General features: G+C 41.7%; 21 protein-coding genes. 20 read left to right on the forward strand and 1 reads right to left on the reverse strand.

Features of this window, described 5'->3' with window-relative positions; all coding sequences use genetic code 11:
• Nucleotides 1-321 precede the first annotated feature (321 nt).
• The 11 genes from rpoE to acpS all read left to right on the forward strand — a co-directional run bounded on the left by rpoE (nucleotide 322) and on the right by acpS (nucleotide 9598).
• On the forward strand, nucleotides 322-900 hold the full coding sequence (gene rpoE / locus IUZ65_RS02195; RefSeq protein ID WP_195702170.1) for an RNA polymerase sigma factor RpoE: 579 nt from the start codon (nucleotides 322-324) through the stop codon (nucleotides 898-900).
• A 43-nt stretch (nucleotides 901-943) separates the two neighbouring features.
• The gene (locus IUZ65_RS02200) at nucleotides 944-1549 is read left to right on the forward strand and encodes an RseA family anti-sigma factor (protein ID WP_195702171.1); all 606 of its coding nucleotides are present in this window, start codon (nucleotides 944-946) and stop codon (nucleotides 1547-1549) included.
• Complete coding sequence (gene rseB, locus IUZ65_RS02205; protein WP_195702172.1) at nucleotides 1546-2544, forward strand: sigma-E factor regulatory protein RseB; 999 nt, start codon at nucleotides 1546-1548, stop codon at nucleotides 2542-2544. The genes IUZ65_RS02200 and rseB overlap by 4 nt, the downstream gene beginning before the upstream one ends.
• Nucleotides 2541-3044 (forward strand): SoxR reducing system RseC family protein, encoded by a 504-nt coding sequence (locus tag IUZ65_RS02210; RefSeq protein WP_195702173.1) that lies wholly within the window; start codon nucleotides 2541-2543, stop codon nucleotides 3042-3044. Before rseB ends, IUZ65_RS02210 begins: the two co-directional genes overlap by 4 nt.
• A gap of 163 nt (nucleotides 3045-3207) precedes the next feature.
• Nucleotides 3208-5001 (forward strand): translation elongation factor 4, encoded by a 1794-nt coding sequence (gene lepA, locus IUZ65_RS02215; protein WP_195702174.1) that lies wholly within the window; start codon nucleotides 3208-3210, stop codon nucleotides 4999-5001.
• Nucleotides 5002-5080: 79 nt separating this feature from the next.
• On the forward strand, nucleotides 5081-5977 hold the full coding sequence (gene lepB, locus IUZ65_RS02220) for a signal peptidase I (RefSeq protein WP_195702175.1): 897 nt from the start codon (nucleotides 5081-5083) through the stop codon (nucleotides 5975-5977).
• A gap of 16 nt (nucleotides 5978-5993) precedes the next feature.
• Nucleotides 5994-6674, forward strand: a complete 681-nt coding sequence (gene rnc / locus IUZ65_RS02225) for a ribonuclease III (RefSeq protein ID WP_195702176.1) — start codon at nucleotides 5994-5996, stop codon at nucleotides 6672-6674.
• Nucleotides 6667-7638: a GTPase Era gene (gene era / locus IUZ65_RS02230; protein ID WP_195702177.1), complete on the forward strand. Its 972-nt coding sequence runs from the start codon at nucleotides 6667-6669 to the stop codon at nucleotides 7636-7638. Before rnc ends, era begins: the two co-directional genes overlap by 8 nt.
• Nucleotides 7639-7755: 117 nt before the next feature.
• Complete coding sequence (gene recO / locus IUZ65_RS02235; protein ID WP_195702178.1) at nucleotides 7756-8475, forward strand: DNA repair protein RecO; 720 nt, start codon at nucleotides 7756-7758, stop codon at nucleotides 8473-8475.
• Nucleotides 8476-8481: 6 nt separating this feature from the next.
• Complete coding sequence (gene pdxJ, locus IUZ65_RS02240) at nucleotides 8482-9213, forward strand: pyridoxine 5'-phosphate synthase (protein ID WP_195702179.1); 732 nt, start codon at nucleotides 8482-8484, stop codon at nucleotides 9211-9213.
• 4 nt (nucleotides 9214-9217) lie between these two features.
• Entirely contained in the window at nucleotides 9218-9598 is a 381-nt protein-coding gene (gene acpS / locus IUZ65_RS02245) for a holo-ACP synthase (protein ID WP_195702180.1), read from the forward strand.
• Nucleotides 9599-9654: 56 nt separating this feature from the next.
• Here the strand turns inward: acpS and barA are convergent, their stop codons facing one another.
• Entirely contained in the window at nucleotides 9655-12441 is a 2787-nt protein-coding gene (gene barA / locus IUZ65_RS02250; protein WP_195702181.1) for a two-component sensor histidine kinase BarA, read from the reverse strand.
• A gap of 135 nt (nucleotides 12442-12576) precedes the next feature.
• Between barA and rlmD the strand changes: the two genes are divergently transcribed.
• The 9 genes from rlmD (at nucleotide 12577) to truD (ending at nucleotide 23205) form a co-directional block, all read left to right on the forward strand.
• On the forward strand, nucleotides 12577-13962 hold the full coding sequence (rlmD, locus tag IUZ65_RS02255) for a 23S rRNA (uracil(1939)-C(5))-methyltransferase RlmD (protein WP_195702182.1): 1386 nt from the start codon (nucleotides 12577-12579) through the stop codon (nucleotides 13960-13962).
• A gap of 18 nt (nucleotides 13963-13980) precedes the next feature.
• A complete protein-coding gene (gene relA, locus IUZ65_RS02260) occupies nucleotides 13981-16203 on the forward strand; it encodes a GTP diphosphokinase (RefSeq protein WP_195702183.1) in 2223 nt (740 codons plus the stop codon).
• Nucleotides 16204-16247: 44 nt separating this feature from the next.
• Nucleotides 16248-17042: a nucleoside triphosphate pyrophosphohydrolase gene (gene mazG, locus IUZ65_RS02265; RefSeq protein ID WP_195702184.1), complete on the forward strand. Its 795-nt coding sequence runs from the start codon at nucleotides 16248-16250 to the stop codon at nucleotides 17040-17042.
• Nucleotides 17043-17314: 272 nt separating this feature from the next.
• A complete protein-coding gene (locus IUZ65_RS02270; protein WP_195702185.1) occupies nucleotides 17315-18958 on the forward strand; it encodes a CTP synthase in 1644 nt (547 codons plus the stop codon).
• A gap of 81 nt (nucleotides 18959-19039) precedes the next feature.
• Complete coding sequence (gene eno / locus IUZ65_RS02275) at nucleotides 19040-20338, forward strand: phosphopyruvate hydratase (RefSeq protein ID WP_195702186.1); 1299 nt, start codon at nucleotides 19040-19042, stop codon at nucleotides 20336-20338.
• Nucleotides 20339-20581: 243 nt separating this feature from the next.
• Nucleotides 20582-20863, forward strand: a complete 282-nt coding sequence (gene ftsB, locus IUZ65_RS02280; RefSeq protein ID WP_195702187.1) for a cell division protein FtsB — start codon at nucleotides 20582-20584, stop codon at nucleotides 20861-20863.
• Between the two features lie 13 nt (nucleotides 20864-20876).
• Complete coding sequence (ispD, locus tag IUZ65_RS02285; protein WP_195702188.1) at nucleotides 20877-21590, forward strand: 2-C-methyl-D-erythritol 4-phosphate cytidylyltransferase; 714 nt, start codon at nucleotides 20877-20879, stop codon at nucleotides 21588-21590.
• An 80-nt stretch (nucleotides 21591-21670) separates the two neighbouring features.
• Nucleotides 21671-22153 carry a 2-C-methyl-D-erythritol 2,4-cyclodiphosphate synthase gene (gene ispF / locus IUZ65_RS02290; RefSeq protein ID WP_195702189.1) on the forward strand — a complete coding sequence of 161 codons (483 nt, stop codon included), beginning with the start codon at nucleotides 21671-21673 and terminating at the stop codon, nucleotides 22151-22153.
• Nucleotides 22153-23205, forward strand: a complete 1053-nt coding sequence (truD, locus tag IUZ65_RS02295) for a tRNA pseudouridine(13) synthase TruD (RefSeq protein WP_195702190.1) — start codon at nucleotides 22153-22155, stop codon at nucleotides 23203-23205. The genes ispF and truD overlap by 1 nt, the downstream gene beginning before the upstream one ends.
• Nucleotides 23206-23208: the final 3 nt, after the last annotated feature.

A 23208-nucleotide genomic window follows, 5' to 3' on the forward strand; every position in this document is an offset into this window, starting at 1 on the left:
TTCAAATTTCTTTCACAATAAGGACAGAAGAACGGTTGCAATTCGGTAATATCGCCCTCACTATCCCAATTAAAGAAGCTGGTTAAGTTGAAGTGGTGGGCGTTTAAAAGCGCGAATTTGAACAACGGATAATCAGTTAATTTGTGTTTACACAGTACACTGTTCAATAAATTGATAAATTATTCAATAATCATTGAACTTCTTTCATTTACTAGAGTCACAATAGTGCTCATGTAAACTGTGGTGTCAACACTACATTATTGAATAATAAAAGTTCATATCTGAGAAGATAAGGCCGATAACATAGGAGTATGTGCTCGAATGAACGAGCAGTTGACCGATCAAGTACTCATTGAGCGAGTTCAGAATGGAGATAAGCAAGCATTTAATCTTTTGGTCATTAAATACCAAAATAAAGTGTGTAATCTAATCTCTAGGTATGTTGGTAATTCAGGTGATGTCCAAGACGTCGCACAAGAGGCTTTTATTAAAGCCTATCGTGCTATCCCAAATTTTAGGGGTGAAAGTGCGTTTTATACTTGGCTCTACAGAATTGCTGTCAATACCGCGAAGAACCACATAGTTGCGCAAGGAAGAAGACCTCCTGCAAGCGATGTTGATGCTGATGAAGCTGAATATTACGAAACGGGTAGTGCGTTAAAAGAAATATCGAACCCTGAGAACTTAGCGTTGTCCAATGAATTGAAACGTGTAGTTTTTGGTGCGATAGAAGCATTGCCTGAAGATTTAAAAACAGCGATGACACTGCGAGAGCTGGATGGCTTGAGTTATGAAGATATTGCTGCAGTAATGGACTGTCCTGTAGGGACAGTTCGTTCGCGTATTTTCCGTGCAAGAGAAGCGGTTGAAAAGAAAATTGAACCGCTTTTGAGACGTTAATGTTTTTTCTGGTTAACTCCAGAATACTGATATGGTGAATTAAATGGCTGACAAAGAACTACTTTCAGCACTTATGGACGGAGAAGCTGTGGATGAAGCTCTAATTGCAGAGCTCGAACAGGACGTTGAAAGTCAGGACACTTGGAAAAACTATCATCTTATTGGTGATGTTATGAGAGGTGAAGCCCCTGAAACAGCAAATTGGAATATTGCTGGAAGTGTAGCAGCGGCGCTCGATGCAGAGCCTAGACATCAACCAGTGGTTACCCCATTAATTGAGTCTCAACCTACTCCAGCACAAGCTCGACGACGTTTACCCGCATGGTTAACACAAATTGGCCAGGTTGGTGTGGCCGCGTGTGTTTCTCTTATGGTAATAGTTGGAGTGCAGCAGTATGGTGGTTCTGAATCTACCAGTATTGCATCTAAACAATTACCTGTTCTGCAAACTATTCCTTTTGCAGGTAGTGTAGAACCCGTAAGCTTGACTAGAGACTCAGTGTCTGCAAAACAGAATAATGAGGCTCAACAACTGACGCAGCAGCGCACGCGTATAAATGCGATGCTACAAGATTATGAACTTCAACTTCGCCTATCGTCTGAGCAATCAGGTGTTAACGGGTTAGAAGTAGATTCGGTAACTGAATGAAAAAATTTCTGATCAGTGCTTTGACACTGTTCAGTTTGATATCAACACAAGCCTCAGCTGAAGAAATATCAGCTGAGGCTTTGCTGCATCAAATGAACCAAGCAAGCAAGCACTTAAATTATGAACTCTCCTACATTCTGATTAAAAAAAACAGTATTGAACCTCTTCGGTACATGCATGCTAATGACAATGATATGGTCTACGCGCATCTTGTTTATTTAAGCGGACCAGTTAGAGAAGTTATTCGTCGCGGTCAAGAAATTAGCTATATAGAACCGGGCGTAGAGCCTTTTTCTATTGAGTCAGGAAACATGGTTGCGCCCCTCATTCCTATGCTTGATAGCGATATTGGAAAACTGAGTGAGTATTACGACTTTGTACTGATGGGGCGGGCTAGAGAAGCCAATTCGGCTGCACAAGTTGTTCGCGTTGTACCTAAAGACGGTCAACGATATTCTTATGTAATGTGGATAGATGAGAAATCTAAATTACCTCTTCGAGCCGACCTCGTTGACAGAGATGGTGAAGTATTAGAGCAGTATAGAACGATCTCTTACACGGTGAGTGATCGTATTGCTTCAGCATTAGTTAAGTTAGAGGACGTTAAGCTACCAAATGTTATCTCCATGCCTAAGCAAGAAACGACTGAGTCATTTTGGAAAGTAAAATGGATACCGTCAGGGTTCGAAGCACACAATTTAAATCGCTATAAAATGGTTACGACACAAAAAGTGGTAGAGAGCCAAATGTATAGCGATGGATTGTTCAGTTTTTCGGTTTACGTTTCTGAAGCGGATGATCTGTCACTAAAAAACAAACTAATTAGGCAAGGAAGAAGAACACTTCAGAGCTTCGTTAGAGGAAACAAAGAGGTGACTGTTGTAGGCGATATTCCACCAGCGACAGCAGTTAAAATAGCCAAATCAGTGAACTTTAGTGCTCCTGCAGAATTAGAATCGTCTTTGAAGTCAACGGAAGAGGTTTCTACCCAATGATGACAGCACTGGCAACCGTTGTTACTGTGAAAGAGACAAAACAGGGATATCAAATTGGCTTATCCTGTGAACAACAGACCAGCTGTAGCCATTGCTCCTCACAAAAAAGTTGCGGTACGGGTATTGTCTCTAAAGCGATTGGCAATAAGAGCCATGCATGGACATTGATGACTCAAGAAGATGTAAAGGCAGGACAAATGATAGAGATTGGTCTGCCTGAAAAAAACCTGCTTCAATTCGCTTCTCTTGTTTATCTTCTCCCTCTCGCGGCGTTGATGTTAGGGGCGCTATTTGGACAACTGGTTATTAGCCCATTGTTCGGTGGTGGAGAAGTCAGTGGCGGGGAAGGATGGACGATACTATGTTCCCTTCTTTTTATGGGGGGAGGAGTCTGGCTTGCTCGACATTTTTCAACTAAGCTTCAATCGAAATCAGAACAAATTGTCACTTTATTAAGAGTGTTTGGTGACAAAATCGATATTGCTGAGCGAGTATCTTGACGTTAGTTAAAGGTAACAAATAACATCAAATTAACGTTTGAATGTAAATGAAGATAGCGGCAAAGCCTGAAATTGGGTAGAATCGCGCAACTTGATCGAAATACCATCATTGATGCGTATTTTTCCCATTCAATTTTAGCAACGAGTTAAGTCACACCAACCTATGAAGCACATTCGCAATTTTTCTATTATCGCCCATATCGACCACGGTAAGTCGACACTTTCAGACCGCTTGATCCAAATTTGCGGAGGCTTAAGTGAACGTGAAATGGACACTCAAGTCCTTGATTCTATGGACATAGAACGCGAGCGCGGTATCACAATCAAAGCTCAGAGTGTTACGTTAGATTATAAAGCTCAAGATGGTGAAACATATCAACTGAACTTTATTGATACCCCAGGCCATGTAGACTTTTCTTATGAAGTCTCTCGCTCTTTAGCCGCATGTGAAGGCGCGCTTCTTGTTGTTGATGCAGGCCAAGGTGTTGAAGCTCAAACAGTAGCGAATTGCTATACAGCGATTGAAATGGATTTAGAAGTCGTTCCAATCCTAAATAAAATTGATTTACCTGCGGCTGATCCCGAACGTGTCTCTGAAGAGATCGAAGAAATCGTAGGTATTGAAGCACTAGAAGCAACATGTTGCTCGGCTAAAACAGGGCTAGGTGTTGATGCGGTACTTGAAAACATCGTTCGCTCAATTCCAGCACCAAAAGGCGATACCAAAGCCCCGCTGCAAGCATTGATTATTGATTCTTGGTTTGACAACTATCTTGGTGTCGTTTCTCTGGTACGTATTAAAAATGGCGTATTGAAGAAAAATGACAAAATTAGAGTGATGAGTACAGGGCAAGATTGGGGTGTGGACCGAATTGGTATCTTCACACCTAAGCGCCTCGATACTGATCAGCTTAGTACTGGCGAAGTAGGCTGGGTTGTTTGTGGTATCAAAGACATACTGGGCGCCCCCGTAGGTGATACATTAACGCATGCTAAGCACGGAAGTGTAGAGGCACTACCGGGTTTCCAAAAGGTTAAGCCTCAGGTATATGCAGGCTTATTCCCCGTTTCGTCAGACGATTATGAAAACTTTCGTGATGCGCTAGGTAAACTTAGCCTAAATGATGCCTCTCTTTTCTATGAGCCTGAAAGTTCAGCCGCTCTAGGTTTTGGTTTTCGATGTGGTTTCTTAGGCATGTTGCACATGGAGATCATTCAAGAGCGTCTAGAGCGCGAATATGATCTCGACCTAATTACTACTGCTCCGACAGTGGTATACGAAGTTAAGAAAAATAATGGTGATGTACTCTATGTTGATAGCCCTGCGAAACTTCCTGCAATTAATGACCTAGAAGAAATTCGCGAACCAATAGCACGTTGTAATATTCTTGTGCCTGCAGAATATCTAGGTAATGTTATTACGCTATGTGTCGAGAAGCGTGGGACACAAGTAGACATGGTTTATCACGGTACCCAAGTCGCGATTACTTATGATGTCCCAATGGCGGAAGTGGTTTTAGATTTCTTTGATCGATTAAAATCAACCTCTCGTGGATACGCATCGCTTGATTACAATTTTCATCATTTTATTGAATCCGATATGGTACGCGTAGACGTACTTATTAACGGAGATAAAGTGGATGCACTTGCGATTATCACTCATAAAGATATCGCTCAGTCTCGTGGGCGTTTACTTGTCGAGAAAATGAAAGAGTTTATTCCGCGTCAAATGTTTGATATCGCAATTCAAGCCGCAATTGGTAGTCATATCATTGCTCGTTCAACGGTTAAACAGTTACGTAAAAACGTTATTGCAAAATGTTACGGTGGTGATATTAGCCGTAAGAAAAAACTGTTGAAAAAACAGAAGGAAGGTAAGAAACGTATGAAGCGGATAGGTAATGTTGAATTACCACAAGAAGCTTTCCTTGCGATTCTTCACGTCGGCAAAGATTAATAATACAATCTAGACCAAATTTTAATAAAGAAAGGGTATTTCAATGCCCTTTCTTCTTTTTAGAAATAAAGGGAAATCGATGGCTAACACATTCTCACTTATATTGGTAATAGTAACTCTTGTTACCGGAGTTGTTTGGCTCCTAGAAAGATTAGTATGGGGAAAAAGACGCCAGCTAAAGGTTGCTGAAGTACAAGCGCAAACAAATGGCTTAACAGAAGACATTACGCGTAAACTTTCGACACAACCATGGTGGATTGAAAATAGCGTATCAATTTTTCCGGTTATTGCTTTTGTATTAATACTGCGTTCGTTTATTTATGAACCATTTCAGATTCCATCTGGATCAATGATGCCAACATTGTTGGTGGGTGATTTTATCTTGGTGGAGAAGTACGCTTATGGGATAAAAGATCCTGTGTTTCGCTCTCAATTAGTCGAAACAGGCAAACCAGAACGTGGTGATGTTGTTGTCTTCAAATATCCACCACAACCTAATATTGACTATATTAAACGTGTGGTTGGTATGCCTGGCGATACCGTACGATATAATAAGAAAAAAGAAATTTGTATTCAACCACAAGGTGAGCAAACGTGTAAGCAAGTTGACTTGTTTAACGTAGTAGAAAGTGAATTTCAGCAACAAGGTATTCCTCTTATTCAGCTTGATGAAAAGCTAGGAGAAGCGGATCACCAAATTTTAATTAACCCGCTTCGCCAAGATAATGTTGGTGCGTATCAACCACGTGGTGGTGTGAGCGAGTGGGTTGTACCAAAAAACCAGTACTTTGTTATGGGAGATAACCGTGACAATAGTGCAGATAGTCGTTACTGGGGCTTTGTACCAGAAGCGAACTTAGTTGGCAAAGCAGTCGGTATTTGGATTAGCTTTGAGTTTGAACGTGGTGCAAGCAGTGCACTACCTTCATGGATTCCTACAGGTGTGCGTTTTAACCGCATCGGTGGCATAGATTAATATTAATAGAGAGAGCATGGTTACTACTCCAATCTCCAAATTAGAGAAAAAGATCGGCTATAAGTTTAATGATGCTGATCTTTTTCATTTGGCGCTTACTCATCGTAGCGCCAATGGAAAACACAACGAACGTCTTGAATTTCTGGGCGATTCAATTTTAAGTTTTGTCATTGCAGACGATCTTTATCACCGTTTCCCTAAGATTGATGAAGGGGACATGAGCCGCATGCGTGCAACTCTAGTGCGTGGAAAAACGCTAGCGGAACTAGGACGTGAGTTCGTTCTAGGAGATTACTTAAAATTAGGTCCAGGTGAGCTAAAAAGTGGTGGTTTTCGTCGTGACTCAATTCTTGCGGACGCAGTGGAAGCAATCATTGGTGCCGTTTATCTTGATAGCGATGTTGAGGGAGTACGAAGAATTATTCTCTCTTGGTATCAATCTCGTTTAGAGTCGATTGAGCCGGGTGTATCACAAAAAGATCCAAAGACTCGCTTGCAAGAGTGTTTGCAAGGGCGTAAAAAGCCGTTGCCAATCTACACAGTGACTAATATTAAAGGTGAAGCCCATAACCAAGAGTTTACGGTTTCATGTATTTTAGCGGGTGTGGATAAACCTGTTATTGGAATTGGAACCAGTCGCCGCAAGGCAGAACAAGCGGCTGCAGAAATAGCACTGGAGAAAGTAACCAATGGCTGAAGATAACAATGAAATTGATTTGGATGCATATTTTGCTAAAAATAGTGAGAAAAGCGTCTCTACAGAGGATCAACGTTGCGGATTTATTGCGATTGTTGGTCGTCCGAATGTAGGAAAGTCGACTCTACTCAATCATATTCTTGGGCAGAAAATTTCGATCACATCGCGAAAACCGCAAACTACTCGCCATAGAATTATGGGTGTAGAGACAGATGGTGACTTCCAGGCTATCTATATTGATACCCCTGGTTTACATATTGAGGAAAAGCGCGCGATTAACCGATTAATGAATCGAGCAGCAAATAGTTCATTAAGCGATGTTAACTTGGTTCTGTTTTTAGTGGATGGCACACACTGGACTAACGACGATGAGATGGTGTTGAACAAGCTGAAGAAAGCGAATTTCCCCGTTGTTCTTTGCATGAATAAGGTAGATAACGTCAAGGACCGTAACGAAGTTATGCTCCATATGCAGGCGCTATCGGCCAAGATGGATTTCGTTGATGTCGTGCCTATTTCAGCTAAAAATGGTAAGAACACAGACGTACTGCGTAAGCATGTTCGTGAACACTTGCCTCTAGCCGTACACCACTTTCCAGAAGAGTATGTCACCGATCGTTCTCAGCGTTTCATGGCATCAGAAATCGTGCGCGAAAAACTGATGCGTTTTACTGGTGATGAATTACCATATTCCATTACCGTTGAGATAGAGAGATTTGATTACAACCCTGACACGGATGGGTTTCACATCAATGCCTTGATTTTTGTCGAGCGCAGCGGCCAGAAAAAAATGGTCATCGGTAAAGGTGGCGACAAAATAAAGACGATTGGACGTGAAGCTCGTTTAGATATGGAAGAGCTGTTTGGTCGCAAGGTTTATCTAGAAACATGGGTTAAAGTGAAATCTGGCTGGGCCGATGACGAAAGGGCGCTTCGTTCATTGGGTTACATGGACGATTTATAAATTCTCCCATGAAAAACAGCAGCACTCTCAGGTGCTGTTGTTTTGCTTTTAGAAATCAACTGGCTGCATGGTGTAGCACATTTAAGGAACATGTATTTAGCTTCTTAGGGATGTACTATGATAGAAAACCTGCAGAGATGTTTTGTTCTTCATCGGCGTTCCTATAGCGAATCCAGCTTAATTCTTGATGTATTCAGCGAAGAATATGGACGGGTTAGCATTATGGCCAAAGGAGCCAGAGGAAAACGTTCCAATTTAAAAGGTGCATTACAACCCTTTACACCTTTACTCATGAAGTGGTCTGGAAAAGGCAGTATGAAAACACTTCGCCAGGCCGAACCAATTAGTTTGGGGCTGCCAATCCACGGTATTAATTTATACTCTGCACTGTATGTGAATGAACTGCTCGATCGAGTAATAGAAAATGAGACACCTTACCCCGCATTATTTCACGACTATCTTCATGCCCTTACAGAACTTGCACAAACTGAAAATCCAGAACCTGCGCTTAGGCGTTTTGAATTAGCGTTGTTGTCCTCTTTAGGTTATGGCGTAGATTTTATGCATTGTGCAGGGACAGGAGAACCCGTTGATCCTGAAATGACCTATCGATTTAGAGAACAAAAAGGCTTTATTGCGAGTGTTCGCAACGATAACCTTACTTTCTTTGGTAATGAGCTTATTGCTATTTCAGAAAGACGTTTTTTAACTAAAGAGCAGCTAAAAGCGGCAAAACGCTTTACACGTATAGCCTTAAAGCCTTATCTTGGCGGTAAACCATTAAAAAGTCGGGAACTATTTGCTGTCAGAACAGCCATTCCCAAAAACACGGAGTAATGAGAAATGAGCTCTATTCTTTTAGGGGTCAATATCGACCATATTGCCACTTTACGTAATGCACGAGGAACAAAATATCCCGATCCTGTACACGCAGCTGAGATAGCGGAAAGAGCAGGTGCCGATGGTATCACGGTTCATTTACGTGAAGATCGCCGTCATATCTTAGATCGAGATGTGAGAATTCTTCGTGAAACCATTCAAACTCGTATGAACTTAGAAATGGCGGTCACCGATGAGATGGTCGAAATAGCGATCGAGACCAAACCTGAATTTGTTTGTCTTGTCCCTGAAAAACGTGAAGAACTCACCACTGAAGGTGGCTTGGACGTTAAAGGCCAATTAGAGAAGATTAAAGCGGCAACCAAGAAACTCACTGAAGCCGGTATTAAAGTCTCGTTATTTATTGATGCTGATCGTGAGCAAATTGACGCAGCCAAAGCTTGTAAAGCACCATTTATAGAGCTTCATACTGGTCATTATGCGGACGCAAAAACAGAACAAGATCAACAAGACGAACTCAAAAAAATTGCTGCGGCTGCAAGCTATGCAGATGACCAAGGCATAACAGTAAATGCAGGCCATGGGTTAACGTATCACAACGTTGGTGCTATTGCCGCGCTTCCGGAGCTCTATGAGCTTAATATAGGGCACTCTATCATGGGACGCGCTGTGTTTGACGGCTTAGACAAAGCGGTTGCAGATATGAGAACGGCAATGATACAAGCTAGACGATAGATCGATGGCTATTGTTGGGCTAGGAACTGATATTGCGGAAATTGAGCGGTTAGAGAAAGCGTTATCAAGAAATGGTGATGCTTTTGCCAAAAGAATTCTGGCGGAATCTGAATATCAAATCTATCTAACTCTTAAGCAGCAAGGCCGTTTTTTGGCTAAGCGTTTTGCTGCAAAAGAAGCCGCGTCTAAGGCTCTGGGGACGGGGATTGCCCATGGCGTTACCTTCCATGACTTCGTCATTAGCAATGATGAAAATGGCAAACCAATTCTAATGTTAGAAAACAGAGCCAAAGATATTGCCGATAAGCGAGGTATCACGCATGTACACTTGTCTATTTCTGATGAACGACATTACGCTGTCGCGACAGTAGTGATGGAATCTTAGTCACCATTTAAGCTGTATCTATTATTAAGATACAGCTTTTATTTTAGGTATAAATCTTATTTGAGATAAAGCTTCGCTGTCGTGAGAACTTTGTCCATTTCGTCTTGCAGTTCAAATAGCTCTGGTTCGATATCTTCTATACTTCTTCCCGAACGAAGTGATTTTTCAATCTCAGCACACACCGCTTTTAATTTTGGAACACCGCTGTATGAACAACTGCCATGAAGTTTGTGGATGTAGTGCAAGAGTTCATCTGTTGAATAATCATCCTCTTCTAATACCTGTTCCACTACCACTGAAACTTCAGCAATAAAGTCTATTAACATTTGTAGCATTTCTTTGGCAAGTTCCACTTTATTGGCTGCCTGTTTTAGTGCGGTTTGCCAATCAACAATAACATCTGTTTTAGGTTTGTCGGTCGGACTCTCTATTATCACTTCAGAGGGCAATTCAAGTTTATCAACTGACTCCTGAGCGTTTGGGTTCCAGTGAACTAATACCTGCTGAAGGATATGCTCTTCTATCGGTTTTGTTAGATAATCATCCATGCCAGCATTGAGTAAACGATCTCTTTCACCGCTCATTGCGTGTGCAGTCACAGCTATAACAGGGGTATCGTTGTTTAGCTCTATTTCTCTTATCTTCCTACTCGCCGTTACCCCATCCATATGAGGCATCTGAATATCCATAAGCACAATATCAAATTTCTGCTTCGTCGCTTCGTCTATTGCCTTTTTGCCACTAGAACAAGAGACCACATATTCAACACGTTCCGAAAGCAATGCTGTAATCAATTTTAGGTTGGCAGGATTGTCATCTACTGCCATCACTTTGAGGTCCATTTTTTCGTAGTCGTCTATTTCAACGACTTCAGGTTCGGCTAGCACAACACTTGTTTGTTGTTGATGCTTAGCAAGTGAACCTAATAGTTTTCTGCGTGAAAGTGGTTTTGTCATACACTGGATGTGAAAGGTTTCAGAAATTTTTTCTGCTAACGCAAGTTCTGTGCTTGGAATCGCGATGATTACTTGATCCGCATAGGTTTGAGTTTTTTCTATCCATTTGCTGACCTCTTTAAAGCTATTCTCTTTTTTAGGAGAGAGACTGATTAATGCACAATCTTGTCTATCGAAATCATTTGGCACGCTGGTTTGGTAGGTAACCAGTAAGCCTTCTTGGCCAAGTTGTTGTTGAACGATCGAGGCGGCCTGCATATTTGGTTCAATAAGGAGAACACGCTTATTTTGCAAATATTGGCTTTCAACCTGATGAAGCTGCGGAAGATCAGTCGTTGCAAGACGTAAAGTAAACCAGAATGTAGAGCCTTGGTGTAACCGACTTGTTAGGCTTATTTCTCCCCCCATTTGGCCAACTAATTTCTGGGTGATGACTAAGCCTAAACCTGTCCCTCCATAACGTCTCGAAATACTCGCGTCTGCTTGGCTAAATGCTTGGAATAGTTGAGACTGCTGTCTTTCAGATATGCCTATACCGGTATCTCGAACCATAAATTGTAGCTCAACACTGTCGTCTTTTTTTGCTCGTAACTCAACGCTGATATCAATGTTTCCTCGCTCAGTAAATTTAATTGAGTTACCCATTAAATTTGTCAAAACCTGCTGAATACGTAACGGATCACCAATGAGCCCCGCAGGGATTTTAGGATCGACCTTGAGGGTGATTTCCAATCCCTTTTCATGAGCGGTGGTCGCCTGCAAGCTAACCACTTCTTCTAGACTTTCTTGGAATTCAAACGGGATATTTTCGAGCAATAGCTTACCGGCTTCAAGTTTCGAGAAGTCTAAGATGTCATTGATAATATGTAATAGGTTGTTGGCGGAACGTTCAATAGTTTGTAGATAATCAGTCTGGCTAGAGGATAGGTTTGTCTTGAGCATTTGGCGCGTAAAACCAATTACGCCATTAAGTGGTGTTCTTAATTCATGAGACATATTAGCCAAAAATTCAGATTTAACACGAGCGGCTTCCTGAGCCCGTTTTTTGGCGATATCTAATTCAACATTCTGAATCTCAAGTTGCTCTAATGTTTCTCTAAGATCGGATGTTGCTTGGTCAATACTATGCTGCATTTCTACATGGTATTCAGACAAAGACATTGCCATGGCATTGATACCATTTTTGAGCGAATCGAGCTCACCATGCATTGTGCCTTCAATTCGTGAATCTAGATGACCACGACGTATTCGGTCGACGGTCTCTTGCATGTTGGTGATGGGTTGTGTTACATCGTGCATTAACCGATACGCAAATACAGCAGAAAGACCAAGACCTAGAACTAATACGACGAGCGCCGCAAAAATTTCCTGATATTGTTGTAATCTAAGCGTCGATAAATCGAGCTCCATGGAAATGTAACCAAGGGGTTGATTGAGGTCAGTCGCGGTCTCACTCTGCAGAAAAAACTTCCCTTCGGCAATAATTGGTGCTCTTAGTATTAAACGGGAGTCAACCAGTTCGATGTTGGTCAAAAGTGGTATCGGTTTATCTCGGGGGAATGTTAGCGCTTCAAAATTTGGATGAAAATTAGACGTTACAAATAGCTGATGGTTAGCATCAAAAACGGCAATGCTCCGAACGATAGCCGAATTTTTTCTGTGCGCGTAACTAATAATGCGCCGAACCGCTTCATGGCTTTGTTCCGTCATCCCATATTCGCTTGCAATCGCGAGAGGTTCTAGAATACTCGTTCCTGAAGAGATCAGCTGAGTTTCCAAATCGTTATAACGATTTGAAGTAAAAAATGTACTCAATAACAAGCCAACAATTAATGTTGGCGCTAAAGTTAGAGTGATTACGCGGGCTCGTAGGCCATATCTGGTCATTATTATCTGATTACTTATTCGCTAATTACAATGCGGTCTGGATATGGGAAAATATATCAATAGCTTAAACAAAGCACATCAATTCGACAATCTTCCCAAGTAAGAATAGTGATACTAGGACAAAAGAGACTTAACATGGCGCGTTTTTATCAACCTAAAAAGAAAACTTCATTAGATACAAAGCATCAGCAGGTTCGTGTTGAAAGGCTCGATCATCAAGGTGCTGGAATAGCATTTTTAAACAAAAAAACAGTTTTTATCGATGGCGTATTGCCTGAAGAAGAAGTGTTGATTCAACTCACTGAGAGCAAAAGTAAATTTTCTCGTGCAAAGTTAATCAAAATACTTAAATCAAGCCCTGAACGTATGGAAGCATTTTGTCCTGTTTATAAAGAGTGTGGAGGTTGCAATATGCAACACCTAAACCATTCTGCACAGGTAGAATATAAACAGAATTCTCTTCGTCAACTGATAAAAAAATTCTCTGGTGAAGAACTCGAGTTGGCAGCGCCAATTCTTGGCGAAGATCAAGGCTACCGACGTCGTGCGCGCATAAGCCTGTATTTCAATACCAAAGGTGGCCAAAAAGAGAACGGTTCAAAACTTGAGTTTGGTTTTCGCAAAAAACAGAGCAAACAAATTGTTCAGGTATCCCATTGTGCCGCCCTAGAACCCAAGCTAAATGAATTACTGCCTGAATTGTATACTATGCTCACTAGTTTTAAAAAACAGACAGAGTTAGGCCATTTAGAGCTGGCGTTGGGGGATGATCAACCGGTTCTTATGTTGAGAGTGATGAAACCGTTACCCGATGTAGATTTGTTATCGTTACGTGAGTTTTCAAAAAGAAAAGCGTTAGCGCTTTATGTTTTATCGGATCAAGACACATTACAGCTATTGGAAGGCGAAAAGCCAGCATACAGTGAAGGTGGCTTTATTATTCCATTTTTGCCGACGAACTTTATTCAGATTAACCGAAAGGTGAACCAACAGATGGTGAGCCAAGCGATAGAGTGGCTAGATATTACCAGCGAAGACAGAGTGCTTGATCTTTTTTGTGGTCTCGGGAACTTTAGTCTGCCAATGGCAACTAAAGCAAAAGCGGTTGTTGGCGTCGAAGGTATACAAGAAATGGTGGACCAAGCCAAAGCTAATGCTAAGAAAAACGAGATTAATAATGTCGAGTTCTTTCAAACCAATCTTGAACAAGATATATCAAATAATGAGTGGGCTAAATCTAAGTTTGACAAGGTGTTGCTAGACCCTGCTAGAGCAGGGGCAAGCGGCGTTGTAGATCAACTTTTTGAGCTTGGAGTTAAGAGCGTAGTGTACGTTTCTTGTAATCCTGCTACGCTTGCCAGAGATTGTCAGAGTTTACTTGACCAAGGCTTTAAATTGACCCGACTAGGCATGCTGGATATGTTTCCACATACTAGTCATTTAGAATCGATGGCTCTGTTTCAAAGAAATAGTAAATACCAAATAAATAAGACGACAGACGACGTGTCAGTCTTCAAATAGAAAAAGCTAGGAATTAAAATGGTTGCGGTACGTAGTGCGCACTTAAACAAAGATGAAGAGTTTGAGTTAGAGACATGGGTTTCTAGCTTAGGACAGGATAATAAAACCAGTAAAAAGCTTCTGGAAGTCTATAGGCAGTGTGAGGCTCACCTTGAGGGTAAGGAGCAAGCATCGTTATTGCTTTGGAGAGGTCGCGAGATGATCGAAATATTGATCACACTCTCTATGGATAGAGCAACCTTGATTGCGGCTCAGTTATTTCCTGTTGTTTCTAGCGGTTTCTTTGAAAGAGAGGCGCTGGAAGAAGTCTATGGTAAAGAGATTATCAAGCTTATCGATGGTGTTGAAGAGATGGCCGCTATTGGTCAACTCAACGTCACCAGAGCGGATTCAGCTGCGTCTGGTCAAGTGGATAACGTCCGTCGTATGCTACTCGCTATGGTCGATGATTTTCGTTGTGTTGTTATCAAGCTTGCGGAGCGCATCTGTAATCTTCGTGAAGTCAAAGATAAGCCTATTGAAGTGCGCCAAACCGCAGCAAAAGAGTGTGCCAATATCTATGCACCTCTGGCCAACCGACTTGGAATCGGTCAGTTAAAATGGGAAATAGAAGACTACGCGTTCCGTTATCAGCAATCAGATATCTATAAGCAAATTGCCAAACAAATTTCAGAGCGTCGAATTGTGCGTGAGTATTACATCGATGATTTTGTAGCAGATTTAATGTCTGAAATGAAAGCAACGAATATCAATGCTGAGGTGAGTGGTCGTCCCAAACATATTTACAGTATCTGGCGGAAAATGCAGAAAAAAAATCTCGCATTTGATGAACTATTTGATGTTCGTGCGGTAAGGATTATTGCCGATGAACTTCAAGATTGTTATGCCGCACTAGGTATTGTTCACACCAAATACAAACACCTTCCTAGCGAGTTTGATGACTATGTTGCCAATCCAAAACCAAACGGATATCAGTCTATCCATACCGTTATCCTTGGTCCGGAAGGCAAAACAATCGAGATTCAAATCAGAACGAAACAGATGCACGAGGATTCTGAACTAGGTGTTGCGGCGCACTGGAAATATAAAGAGGGCGCATCGACTGGACGCAGTGGCTATGATGAGAAAATCACGTGGCTGCGTAAATTACTCGATTGGCAAGAGGAAATGTCTGACTCTGGTGAAATGTTGGATGAACTTCGTAGTCAAGTATTTGATGATCGTGTTTATGCCTTTACTCCAAAAGGTGATGTCGTTGATTTACCAATGGGAGCGACACCACTTGATTTTGCCTATCATATTCACTCTGAGGTAGGGCATCGATGTATCGGCACAAAAGTGGCCGGAAGAATTGTACCGTTTACCCATAAGCTTGAGATGGGGGATCAGGTGGAGATCATTACTCAAAAAGAGCCGAACCCATCAAGAGATTGGTTGAATAGTTCACTTGGGTTTGTTCACTCAAGCAGAGCTAGAGCCAAGATTAACGCCTGGTTTAGGAAAGAGAGCCGTGAGCAGAATGTAGAAGCGGGTCGGGAAATCCTAGAGACAGAATTAGCAAAAATTGGCGCAACAGTGAAGGATGCCAATGATTACGCACTTCGACGGTTCAATGTAAATACACCAGATGAGCTTTATGCTGGCATTGGTAGTGGTGACTTGAGAATAAATCAGGTTATCAACCATATAAATGCCCTCGTAAATAAGCCGACGGCAGAAGAAGAAGATAAACAAGCGCTAGAGAAACTACAAGAATCAGAATCTAAATCGTCAAGCCAAAGCCACTCCCATAAAGACGCCATCGTGGTTGAAGGGGTCGACAACCTCATGTCTCATCTCGCACGCTGTTGTCAGCCAATACCTGGAGACATCATCGCCGGTTATATTACACAGGGACGGGGCATTTCTGTCCATAGAAGTGACTGTGAGCAACTGGCAGAGTTAAGGTTACATGCACCTGAACGTATTATTGACACGGTTTGGGGAGCGAGCTTTGCGGGTAACTTTATACTTACGTTAAGGATTGAAGCATTAGAGCGAAGCGGCTTACTTAAGGATATCACCACGCTGCTGGCAAACGAAAAGTTAAAGATTTCTAGCATGAAAAGCCGCAGCGATTATAAACGTCAAATGTCGATAATGGATTTCAACATAGAGGTCAGAAATGTTGAAATACTTAGCCGAATTGTTTCAAGGATTGAGCAGATTAAAGATGTCATTTCAGTCAGAAGGTTAAACTAGAGTCTCTCAATACGCTCTATTCTATTATTATAAAAAGGTTAAAAATGACAGCGAATCCCATTGATGAATTGATTTTGATTATGTCCCAACTCAGAGACCCAGAGCAAGGCTGTCCTTGGGATCTAAAACAGAATTTTGAAACCATCGTGCCTCATACTATTGAAGAGACATTTGAGGTAGTGGATGCTATACATAATAAAGATTGGGATAATCTCAAGGAAGAGTTAGGTGACCTTCTTTTTCAGGTCATTTTTTATAGTCAACTGGCGAAAGAACAACAGCTTTTTGATTTTAATGATGTTGTAGAAACGGCCAACGAAAAGCTTATTCGTCGTCATCCTCATGTATTTTCTCAAGCTAAATTTGAGAGCGTTGACGAATTAAATGTGCACTGGGAAGAGGAAAAGGCGAGAGAGAAGGCCAAATTAGGCAAAACAGAAGAGAGCATTCTCGATTCTGTACCGTCGTCGCTTCCTGCGCTTTCAAAGGCGAATAAGATTCAAAAACGCTGCGCTAAACATGGATTTGATTGGGATACGCTTGGGCCTGTGGTAGATAAAGTAAAAGAAGAGCTCGATGAAGTTCTGGAAGAAGTGCTTCAGGTAACGCCTAATGAAGAGGCAGTAGAGGAAGAGTTGGGCGATCTTCTTTTTGCCACGGTTAACTTAGTTCGTCATCTAGGAAAAGATCCCGAAGCAGCATTACGTAAAGCAAACAATAAATTCGAAAAGCGCTTTAAAGGTGTTGAGCGTCTCGTTCGTGAGAAAGGAAAACAATTGGACGATTTTAGTTTGGATGAATTGGATGCAATGTGGGATGTTGTGAAAAAGGGTGGTTAGTGAACGCTACCGAAAATAGGTTTCTCAATCGATAAGATCTGACCAGTTGCGCTGTGCCTTGCTAGAGTGAAGTATCGGTGTCTATACTTTGTTCCGAGAAATAAGCCTAACCGCTCTGCGTCAGCTTATGATTGGCGGAATTGATTTGAAGCAAAAAATAAATTAACCAAGTGTGATAAGTTTCACGTTGTGGCGATAAAGGGCTTCTGGTATATTTACATCCCGTCCAGAAAGCACCTTTTTTCCCTCATTCAACCAATTTCAGGTTAAACATGACGACAAATTACATTTTTGTTACTGGCGGGGTTGTATCCTCACTAGGTAAAGGTATTGCAGCCGCATCTCTTGCCGCTATTTTAGAAGCTCGTGGTCTTAAAGTGACCATGATGAAGCTTGACCCTTACATCAACGTTGATCCGGGCACAATGAGCCCAACTCAGCACGGTGAAGTATTTGTTACAGAAGACGGGGCAGAAACCGATCTTGATCTTGGTCATTATGAACGATTCATTCGTACCAAAATGACGAAACGTAACAACTTTACTGCAGGTCGTGTTTACGCCGATGTTCTTCGTAAAGAACGTCGTGGCGATTACCTTGGTGCGACTATTCAGGTTATCCCACATATTACTAATGAAATCAAAGATCGTGTTTATGCCGGCGCTAAAGGCCATGATATCGCACTTGTAGAAGTTGGCGGAACTGTGGGTGATATAGAGTCGTTGCCATTTATGGAAGCGATTCGTCAGCTAGCGGCTGAAGTAGGGCGTGAACATGCTATGTTTATGCACTTAACATTAGTACCTTATTTAGCTGCCGCTGGTGAACTGAAAACGAAACCGACTCAACACTCTGTTAAAGAGCTGCTATCTATTGGTATACAACCTGATATTTTGGTTTGCCGTAGTGATCGTATTATCCCTGCGAATGAACGTAAGAAAATTGCTCTTTTCTGTAACGTACCAGAAAAAGCCGTTATCTCTATGAAGGATGTAGATTCAATCTACAAAATCCCTCAATTAATAAAAGCTCAATCTTTAGATGATTTAGTATGCACACGCTTCGGTATTGATGCACCAGACGCTGATCTATCTGAGTGGGAGCAAGTCATCTACGAAGAAGCAAACCCAACAGCGGATGTAACCATTGGAATGGTCGGTAAATATATCGAGCTTCCAGATGCTTACAAATCTGTTAACGAAGCGCTGAAACATGCCGGATTAAAAAATCGACTAAACGTAAAAATTAAGTACGTTGATTCTCAAGATGTTGAGAGTAAAGGTGATGAGGCGCTAGCAGGTCTAGATGCTATTCTTGTTCCCGGTGGATTTGGTGACCGTGGTATTAACGGGAAAATCCTTGCGGCACAATACGCACGTGAGAATAAAGTGCCTTACTTAGGTATCTGTTTGGGTATGCAAGTCGCCTTAATAGAGTTTGCAAGAAATGTTGCAGGACTTGAAGGGGCACATTCAACAGAGTTTGATAAAGAAACAAAGTATCCAGTGGTAGGATTGATTACCGAATGGGTCGATGGCGAAGGTAAAGTTGAAGAACGTACTGAGCAATCTGATCTTGGTGGTACTATGCGTCTTGGCTCTCAGCTATGTCATCTAGAAAAAGGCACATTGGCAAAAGAGCTCTACGGTAGCGCGACAATCCATGAGCGTCATCGCCACCGTTATGAAGTAAACAACAATCTTCGTCCGCAAATTGAAAAAGCAGGCCTTAAAGTATCAGGCCTATCCGCAGACAAGAAACTTGTTGAGGTAATCGAGAATCCAAACCATCCGTGGTTTGTTGCATCTCAATTCCACCCAGAATTCACATCTACACCTCGCGATGGTCATCCGTTGTTCGCAGGATTTGTAAAGGCAGCTGGTGAATATCAGCGCGGTGAATTAGAAAACAAATAAGTAATACAAGAATCCGGATAATCGCACATAAGGTGTGGTTATTCTTAGTTTTGATATACAAATGAATGAGAGGAAACATCAATGTCTAAGATCGTTAAAGTTCTAGGTCGCGAAATCATCGACTCACGTGGTAACCCAACTGTAGAAGCTGAAGTACACCTAGAAGGCGGTTTCGTCGGTATGGCTGCTGCTCCATCTGGCGCATCTACTGGTTCTCGCGAAGCTCTTGAGCTACGTGATGGTGACAAAGCCCGTTTCCTAGGTAAAGGTGTTCTTAAAGCGGTTGACGCTGTAAATGGTGCAATTGCTGATGCTCTAACTGGTAAAGATGCTAAAGCTCAAGCTGAAGTTGACCAAGTGATGATCGACTTAGATGGCACAGATAACAAAGCTAAATTTGGTGCTAACGCAATCCTAGCGGTATCTCTTGCGAATGCTAAAGCAGCTGCAGCAGCTAAAGGTATGCCTTTGTTTGAGCACATTGCTGAACTAAACGGCACTCCAGGTCAATTCTCTATGCCTCTACCAATGATGAACATCATCAATGGTGGTGAGCACGCGGATAACAACGTTGATATCCAAGAATTTATGATTCAACCTGTTGGCGCTTCTACTCTTAAAGAAGCTCTACGCATTGGCGCAGAAGTATTCCACAACCTAGCTAAAGTACTTAAAGCTAAAGGCCTCAGCACAGCAGTTGGTGATGAAGGTGGTTTCGCTCCTAACCTAGAATCTAACGCTGCTGCACTAGCTGCAATCAAAGAAGCTGTAGAGCTTGCTGGTTACGAGCTAGGTAAAGACGTTACTCTTGCTATGGACTGTGCAGCATCTGAGTTTTACGACAAAGAAGCTGGAAACTACAACATGAAAGGCGAAGGAAAAGTCTTCACTTCTGAAGAATTCAACTTCTACCTACAAGATCTTGCTAGCCAATACCCAATCGTATCTATCGAAGACGGTCTTGACGAGTCAGATTGGGATGGTTTCAAGCATCAAACTGATCTTATGGGCGACAAGCTTCAATTAGTTGGTGATGATCTATTCGTAACTAATACTAAGATTCTTGCTGAAGGTATCGAGAAAGGCGTTGCTAACTCTATCCTTATCAAGTTCAACCAAATCGGTACTCTAACTGAAACTCTAGCTGCAATTAAGATGGCTAAAGATGCTGGTTATACTGCGGTTATTTCTCACCGTTCAGGTGAAACTGAAGATGCAACTATCGCTGATCTAGCGGTAGGTACTGCTGCAGGTCAAATCAAAACTGGTTCTATGAGCCGTTCTGACCGTGTTGCTAAGTACAACCAACTTATCCGTATTGAAGAAGCGCTAGGTGCTCGTGCTCCTTTTAACGGTCTTAAAGAAGTTAAAGGTCAATAATCCATTAGGATTGTTTGATTTTGTAACTCTTTAGTTGTGAGTATTATTTAAAAGCGTCTCTTTGTGAGGCGCTTTTTTATGTCTAAAGGAACCTAGGTTCTAGAACTGAAACGATGGCTTTGCTCTCTTTTAGATTCAGACTCTTAGATTCATGGATGAACCACTAATCTCGCCCCTAGCCCCAATTTATGCTATATATACTTCCCATATCATCCACAATTAATACAACGAGAATAATCTAGCGTGCGTCTATTTACTCTTGCCTTAGTACTACTGTTTTCTTTACTGATCTACACCCTTGTTTGGGGGAAGAACGGTATGCTTGAGCGTACCAATGTAGTGAGTGAAATAGAGGTTCAGCAGTCGGTAAACAGAGAGTTGAATGAAAGAAACGCGAAGATGTTTGCCGAAATCGAAGATCTAAGACAAGGGCTAGACGCTATCGAAGAGAGAGCGAGAAATGAGCTTGGCTTAGTTAAAGAAGGTGAAACTTTTTATCGAATCATCGACGACAGCTCTCAATAGGTCGAATGCGTAAATGACGACTCCACACTTAAAACCACTTTATGCCATTGTTCCTGCTGCCGGTATTGGTAGTAGAATGAAAGCAGATCTGCCTAAACAGTACTTAAAGCTGCACAATAAAACCATCTTAGAACACACCGTTGATAAGCTTTTAGAACATCCTAGTATTGATAAGGTTATTATTGCCGTTTCTGATGACGATGCTTATTTCAAGCAGCTTTCATTGGCGTCGAACAACAATGTTATCCGTGTAATCGGTGGTTTAGAGCGTGCTGACTCGGTGTTGTCTGGCCTTGATTATTTATTGCATACGGTTAAAAAACCAGATGCGTGGGTATTGGTACATGATGCGGCTAGACCTTGTATAGATTTAGCTGATATCGATAAATTGATCAAGCAGGTAATGGTGACAGAAGACGGCGGTATTTTAGCGGCACCGGTACGAGATACAATGAAACGTGGAAACCGTTCGGCTTCGATAAATGAAACCGTAGATAGAGAAAATTTGTGGCATGCATTAACACCCCAAATGTTTAAGGTTCAGCCACTACATGATGCACTGGTTGGTGCGATGAAGGCAGGCATTAACATTACTGATGAAGCATCGGCAATGGAGTGGGCGGGTTGTAAGCCTAAGCTAGTTATAGGAAGGATGGATAATTTTAAGATAACGCAGCCCGAAGATTTAGCTTTAGCCGCTTTCTATCTAGGTGAACGCGTTAGGTGAACGAATATAACATTATCTCGAAAAAACTTTAACCACGAAAGAACAATAGACCCTAGTGTTTAGGAAAAAGGAAATAGTTGATGATCCGAATTGGCCACGGTTTTGATGTGCACAAGTTTGGTGGTGATGGACCAATAATAATTGGTGGTGTTTCTATTCCTTATGAACAAGGATTGATAGCGCATTCTGATGGTGATGTTGCACTCCATGCTTTAACAGATGCACTTTTAGGTGCCATATCGCAGGGTGATATTGGCCGTCATTTTCCGGATACGGATGAACAATGGAAAGGTGCAAATAGTCGTGAGTTGATGAAAGAAGTATACCGACTTGTCAACGAGAAAGGCTATCAAATTGGCAACCTAGACGTGACCATTATTGCCCAGTCTCCTAAGATGTTACCTTATATTCAGTGTATGCGTGATGTTATTTCAGAAGACCTACGAACGTCTGTGGATAATGTAAACGTGAAAGCAACAACAACAGAAAAACTCGGCTTTACCGGAAGAAAAGAAGGCATTGCGTGCGAAGCTGTTGTTTTATTAAAGAAGATAGAAAACTAATGACAGATATCCTAGCCGAATTGGCTTATTTACATGGTAAGCCAACTTCAAAAGCTAAATTGAAAGCGAAACCAGAGCACTTTGTTGTAAAAGAAAATCTGGGGTTTGAATTTTCGGGATCTGGTGAGCATTTAATGGTTCGTATTCGTAAGACAGGTGAAAATACCAGTTTTGTGGTAAATGAATTAGCCAAAGTATGCGGTGTTAAATCTAAGAATATCGGATGGGCCGGTTTAAAAGATAGGCATGCGATAACTGAACAATGGCTCAGTATCCAGCTTCCAAAATTGGATACACCTGATTTTTCAGTGTTTGAACAGCAGTATCCAAGTATTCAAATTCTCGAAACGGCACGCCATAACAGAAAACTCCGTCCGGGAGACCTCATTGGTAACGATTTTGAAATTACGTTGTCTGAAGTGACGGATACAGACGATGTCGAAGCGAGAATACAACAAGTGATCGAAAACGGTGTGCCTAATTATTTTGGTGCGCAAAGGTTTGGTAGAGAAGGCAATAACCTATCTGAAGCAAGACGTTGGGGTAGAGATAACGTTCGAACTAAAAACCAGAATCAACGTAGCCTTTATTTATCGACTGCCCGTTCTTGGATATTTAATCACATTGTGTCAAGCCGGATGAACAAAGGGGTTATTAATACCCTGATTGCCGGTGATATCGTGAGTCAACCTGATAAGTTAATTGAGATTGATGAAGCAAACATATCAAGCTTTCAGGAAGAATTAGAGGCAGGTAAATCAACCTTAACAGCGGCATTAGCTGGAGATAATGCTTTACCTACAAAAGAAGATGCGCTTGAGATAGAACAGGCTGTGGTTGATGCAGAGCCTGAGCTGATGGCTCTCATCCGAGGTAACAGAATGCGTCATGATCGAAGGGATGTACTATTAAGGCCTTTAGGTCTTCGCTTCAAAGTGGAAGATAGTATGATCCAACTTTCATTTTCATTAACATCTGGCAGCTTTGCAACTTCTATTGTTAGAGAGTTAATTGAAGAAATCCCAGTAGAGCGTCATTTTGATCAAGGATAAGTA

Origin of the sequence: Vibrio sp. VB16 (genome assembly GCF_015594925.2) — a bacterium.
Taxonomy (GTDB): Bacteria; Pseudomonadota; Gammaproteobacteria; order Enterobacterales; family Vibrionaceae; genus Vibrio.

Bases quoted from the DNA above. Each gene is read 5' to 3' on its own strand.
- eno (WP_195702186.1), top strand. From the start codon at position 19,040: ATGTCTAAGATCGTTAAAGTTCTAGGTCGCGAAATCATCGACTCACGT.
- ispF (WP_195702189.1), top strand. From the start codon at position 21,671: ATGATCCGAATTGGCCACGGTTTTGATGTGCACAAGTTTGGTGGTGAT.
- relA (WP_195702183.1), top strand. From the start codon at position 13,981: ATGGTTGCGGTACGTAGTGCGCACTTAAACAAAGATGAAGAGTTTGAG.
- mazG (WP_195702184.1), top strand. From the start codon at position 16,248: ATGACAGCGAATCCCATTGATGAATTGATTTTGATTATGTCCCAACTC.
- barA (WP_195702181.1), bottom strand. From the start codon at position 12,441: ATGACCAGATATGGCCTACGAGCCCGCGTAATCACTCTAACTTTAGCG.
- recO (WP_195702178.1), top strand. From the start codon at position 7,756: ATGATAGAAAACCTGCAGAGATGTTTTGTTCTTCATCGGCGTTCCTAT.
- IUZ65_RS02200 (WP_195702171.1), top strand. From the start codon at position 944: ATGGCTGACAAAGAACTACTTTCAGCACTTATGGACGGAGAAGCTGTG.
- rpoE (WP_195702170.1), top strand. From the start codon at position 322: ATGAACGAGCAGTTGACCGATCAAGTACTCATTGAGCGAGTTCAGAAT.
- lepB (WP_195702175.1), top strand. From the start codon at position 5,081: ATGGCTAACACATTCTCACTTATATTGGTAATAGTAACTCTTGTTACC.
- pdxJ (WP_195702179.1), top strand. From the start codon at position 8,482: ATGAGCTCTATTCTTTTAGGGGTCAATATCGACCATATTGCCACTTTA.
- rlmD (WP_195702182.1), top strand. From the start codon at position 12,577: ATGGCGCGTTTTTATCAACCTAAAAAGAAAACTTCATTAGATACAAAG.
- IUZ65_RS02210 (WP_195702173.1), top strand. From the start codon at position 2,541: ATGATGACAGCACTGGCAACCGTTGTTACTGTGAAAGAGACAAAACAG.
- acpS (WP_195702180.1), top strand. From the start codon at position 9,218: ATGGCTATTGTTGGGCTAGGAACTGATATTGCGGAAATTGAGCGGTTA.
- IUZ65_RS02270 (WP_195702185.1), top strand. From the start codon at position 17,315: ATGACGACAAATTACATTTTTGTTACTGGCGGGGTTGTATCCTCACTA.
- lepA (WP_195702174.1), top strand. From the start codon at position 3,208: ATGAAGCACATTCGCAATTTTTCTATTATCGCCCATATCGACCACGGT.
- era (WP_195702177.1), top strand. From the start codon at position 6,667: ATGGCTGAAGATAACAATGAAATTGATTTGGATGCATATTTTGCTAAA.
- rseB (WP_195702172.1), top strand. From the start codon at position 1,546: ATGAAAAAATTTCTGATCAGTGCTTTGACACTGTTCAGTTTGATATCA.
- rnc (WP_195702176.1), top strand. From the start codon at position 5,994: ATGGTTACTACTCCAATCTCCAAATTAGAGAAAAAGATCGGCTATAAG.
- truD (WP_195702190.1), top strand. From the start codon at position 22,153: ATGACAGATATCCTAGCCGAATTGGCTTATTTACATGGTAAGCCAACT.
- ispD (WP_195702188.1), top strand. From the start codon at position 20,877: ATGACGACTCCACACTTAAAACCACTTTATGCCATTGTTCCTGCTGCC.